This is a genomic window from Rhodopirellula sp. JB055, assembly GCF_043100905.1.
Taxonomy (GTDB): Bacteria; Planctomycetota; Planctomycetia; order Pirellulales; family Pirellulaceae; genus Rhodopirellula.
The window spans coordinates 1-4,410 of record NZ_JBICHO010000259.1 but is presented as its reverse complement, the minus strand read 5'-3'; the positions used below and the strand labels follow the sequence as shown (position 1 = coordinate 4,410).

At 55.9% G+C, this 4,410-nt stretch carries 3 protein-coding genes; 2 read left to right on the top strand and 1 reads right to left on the bottom strand.

What is annotated here, in order from left to right; genetic code table 11:
- Positions 1-105: 105 nt before the first annotated feature.
- Positions 106-810 (bottom strand): potassium channel family protein, encoded by a 705-nt coding sequence (locus tag ACF8AM_RS10580; RefSeq protein WP_392555611.1) that lies wholly within the window; start codon positions 808-810, stop codon positions 106-108.
- A 235-nt stretch (positions 811-1,045) separates the two neighbouring features.
- On the opposite strand from ACF8AM_RS10580, the gene ACF8AM_RS10575 reads away from it, so the two are divergent.
- Complete coding sequence (locus ACF8AM_RS10575; protein ID WP_392555610.1) at positions 1,046-2,422, top strand: efflux RND transporter periplasmic adaptor subunit; 1,377 nt, start codon at positions 1,046-1,048, stop codon at positions 2,420-2,422.
- A 3-nt stretch (positions 2,423-2,425) separates the two neighbouring features.
- The coding region (locus ACF8AM_RS10570) for an efflux RND transporter permease subunit (RefSeq protein ID WP_392555609.1) at positions 2,426-4,410 on the top strand (1,985 nt) is incomplete at its 3' end.

The window sequence follows — 4,410 nt, the reverse complement described above, 5'->3', positions numbered from 1 at the left end:
ACCCTGTGCCGAAACATTGAAATCGACGCTCGCCAGATGCTCGGTGACAACGACACGCCCGCAGTCTTGCAACCAATCGACGGTGTCCTGATTTAACGAGCTGTTTCAGGCAGACTCTTCGGTCGACTTTTGTGAAACTTGCAGGCCAACCATGCGTGCAACCACAACCGCCAAGTAAAGCTGCCCGAGCATGGCTTGCAAAACCGCCAACATTTTTGCTGGTCGAGACAACGGAACGACATCGCCATAACCGAGCGTTGTCAGCGTCACGTTGCTGAAGTAAATGAACTCGCTGAGCAATCGCGTGTTCTCGGTCGACTCCGCGTTCTCAACTGGGAACAAAAACGCTCCCGGTTGGACAAGCGCTGCCAGGGTGTACAGGAAAGCCCAAAGCAGTCCGAGCAAAAAGTAAATCGACACCGCACCAATGATTCGATTCGCATCAATCGGGCCTTCGCCGAATACATTCTCGCCAACGGCATAGATCAAAAAAACGAACACCAGAGCAAAGCACGAATCACTGACGATCGCCAACCACGCTGTCCCTGTGATCTCGTTGGCCCAGGACGCCGCGTAGGCCGAAACCCCGGCCAGCAGCGTGCCCCACATTCGCGCGGCCGACCCGGTGAGCGAACGAATTGCGGATAAAACCACCAAGAAAAACAGGGCGTTGAGAGCCACGCGATGGATCTGATTCTCGGGCGACAAACAAGATTGGACGAACATCAGAGACACGAGGGCGAGCAACAACTCCCCGTGGCGAGGGCGTCTCGGTAAACGAGTCGTTTCAGGCTGGAGCGTGGAATTCATGCAGATGGATCGTGAAAGCGAAGAACAGGGGTCTCAGATTGTAGTGCGAGAACTCTTCGGCGGAGACGTTCTCGCGTAGGACGTTCATTCCCCGTCGTGTAGGATGCCCCAGGGATCCCGCTGCGAATCCGATTTCTCATCGCTGCACATCGTTGCCCCACCCCCAAAATGAAAGGGGGCGGTTCCCGCCGGCCCCTTTTTCGCAATGGCTCATCACGCAGTCCCCAATTGACGCATGAACGAAATCCGATTCGCGACCGCTCGTTGGAAAGCTCTCTGCTTTCTGGTCCTGACTTCACTGGCGTTGGTCGGTTGCACGCCTGCCTCCAATGAGTACCAGGCTCCGCCACCTCCCACCGTGACCGTGGCCCAGCCCGTTCAGCAACGTCTCACGATTTTCATTGAAGAAAACGGCGAGACCGAAGCGGTGGAACAAGCAGACGTTCGAGCGCGGGTAGGAGGCTTTGTCGAAAAACTTTCCTTTCAACCAGGACAGTTCGTCAGCGAAGATCAAGAACTCTACCGGATTGAACCCGACACCTACCTCGCCAATCGCAACGCCGCCGCTGCATCGGTTGAAGCTGCCAAAGCCAGCATTCAGGTCACCGAAGCCAGCCTGGCATCAGCTCTCGTATCGGTGGAAAAAGCCGAGAATGACTTGAAACGCGAGCGACAATTGCAAGCGTCCAACGCAGGCTCCCAAGCCGCCCTGGATGCAGCCTTGGCTGCTCGCGATTCCGCCCTGGCAGAACAAAAAGCCGCAGAAGCCAACATCGAAGCCGACAAAGCCAAATTGTTGCAAGCTCAAGCCCAATTGGATCAGGCTGAGTTGGATTTGAAGTACACCGTGGTTCGCGCTCCAATCGAAGGACGCGTTTCTAAAACCCAAATCAAACTTGGCAATTTGGTCGAAGTTGGCAGCACGTTGGCGACCGTCGTGGACCAACGGAAAATTTTCGCGAATTTCAGCATCAGCGATCGCAAACTTCTGCAACTCGTCGAAGCTCGCCCCGAGACCGAAGAACCCTCGGATTCGCCGGAGGAATGGTCGAAGATCCCTGTCTACTTGCAACGCGACGGCGACACGGACCAATGGCTGTCCGGAAAACTGGATTACGTCGATCAACGCGGCATCGATCAAAAAACAGGAACCTTCGGTTTGCGTGCCGACTTCGACAACGAAGACGGCAAATTACTTCCCGGGATGTTTGTGATCATCCGCTTGCCCGTTCGCGAGATTGAGAATGCGATTTTGATCCCTGAACGAGCGATCGTCCGAAACCAAACCGGCTCCTACGTGATGCTGCTGGGAGCCGACAACCAAATCGAACAACGTGAAATCACCATCGGCCAAACTCTCGATGGCTGGGCATTGATCACCGACAATCTCACCGTCGATGACACCTTTGTGCTCGACGGACTGCAACGAGCTCGACCGGGAAGCAAAGTCACCCCCAATCCAACCGAGTTATCGACCCAAGACAGCCCAATGTTGAACGCCGCGGTTGAATCCAACACCGACACCGCTGAATCGGAATCCGGTTCCGAACCCACACCGACGGTCTCTCCGACCCGAGATGAGCCCGCCTCCGATTCATCCACTGCGGACTGAACCATGTCGAAGTTTTTCATTGATCGCCCGATCTTTGCCACGGTGATTTCCATCGTGATCGTGATCGCTGGCGCGGTTTCCTTCTTTGGTCTTCCAATCGAGAAGTTCCCGCCGATCACTCCCCCCACGGTGCAGGTCACCGCCGTCTATCCCGGCGCCAACGCGCGGACAGTCGCCGAAACCGTTGCTTCTCCCATCGAGCAAGCGGTCAACGGTGTCGAAGGCATGATCTACATGTCATCGACCAGTACCAACGAGGGCCTGTACACGCTGACGGTCACTTTTGATTTGGACATGGATTTGGACATCGCTTCGGTGCTGGTCCAAAACTTGGTCAGCAGTGCCGAAGCCACCTTGCCACAAGAAGTCCGAGCGCAAGGAATCACAACGAAAAAACGCTCCACCCAAACGCTTCAATTCCTCGCTTTGACATCGCCTGGCGGCAGTCACGATGGGTTGTATCTGAGCAACTTTTCACTCGACGTTCGAGACGAAATCAGCCGTATCAAAGGGGTCGGCGACGTGCAATCGTTCGGCGATGGCGACTACAGCATGCGAGTCTGGCTGGACCCACGTCTGCTGAAACAACGTGGCCTGACAACCGAAGATATCGTCGCAGTCATCACGGAACAAAACATCCAAGTCGCGGCAGGACAGATCGGCGCCCCGCCCGCGGAACCAGGCACGGCGTTTCAATTCTCGATCAACACGCAGGGCCGCTTCACGGAAGTCGAACAATTCGAAAACATCATTGTTCGCACAGGCGAAAACGGAGAAGTGCTGCGTCTGGGTGATCTCGCTCGAATCGAACTGGGGGCCGAGGCCTACACTTATTCCAGCTCCTTCACCGGCGATGCGGCCGCAACGCTCGCGATTTATCAGTTGCCCGGCGCCAACGCGTTGGAAACCGCCGAAGCGATTCGGGCAAAAATGGAGGAGCTTTCCTCCGCGGCGAACTGGCCCGATGACGTCGAATACCAAGTCGCCTACGACGCGACCGCGTTTGTTACCGCGTCCATCAACGAGGTCTACAGCACGTTGGCGTCGGCGATCGTGTTGGTCGTGCTCGTCATCTTCATTTTCCTTCAAGACTGGCGGGCCACCATCGTCCCCGTCGCTGCAATTCCAGTTTCGCTGATCGGCACCTTCGCCATCATGGCGTGCATCGGCTTTTCTTTGAATATGCTGTCGTTGTTCGGCATCGTGCTGGCCATTGGAATCGTCGTCGACGATGCGATTGTGGTCGTCGAAAATGTTTCGCGGCATATCTCCGATGGATTGTCCAGCCGAGATGCGGCGGTCAAAGCCATGTCGGAAATCACCGGGCCGGTGATCGCGACCACTCTGGTATTGCTGGCAGTCTTTGTGCCTTGTGCCTTCATGCCTGGAATCACGGGTGAATTGTTTCGCCAATTCGCGCTAACGATCTCAGCCTCGGTCATCATCAGCACGATCAACGCGTTGACGCTCAGTCCCGCCTTATGCGCGCTCTTCTTGCGTCCCGCGAAAGAAACTCAGTTCATTGGCTTCCGGCTGTTCAATCGGATCTTTGATCGTGCCACCGAAGTTTACGGCGCCGCAGTGGCCCGACTCGTGCGTCTGACACTCATCGTTTCCGCCGCATCGATTGCCCTGATTGCGGCAACGGGTTGGATGCTCACTCAGTTGCCAACCGGATTTGTTCCCGATGAAGATCAAGGCGTGCTGTTCGTCAATGTCCAATTGCCCGATGCCGCCAGCAAAGAACGCACCGACGAAGTCATCAAAGACCTGGACCAGGTCTTTCAAAAAACCCCTGGTGTTCAGAACTGGTTGTCCGTGACGGGATATTCCCTGCTCGGTGGCAATGGCGGTCCCAATGTTGGATTCGCCGTGTTGGTCCTGAAACCCTGGGAAGAACGCGACACCGAAGCCGAAAGCGTCGCCGGCATCCAGCAATACCTGCAAAGCCAATTTGCGTCCGAACAACGCGCGATCCTGTTCACATT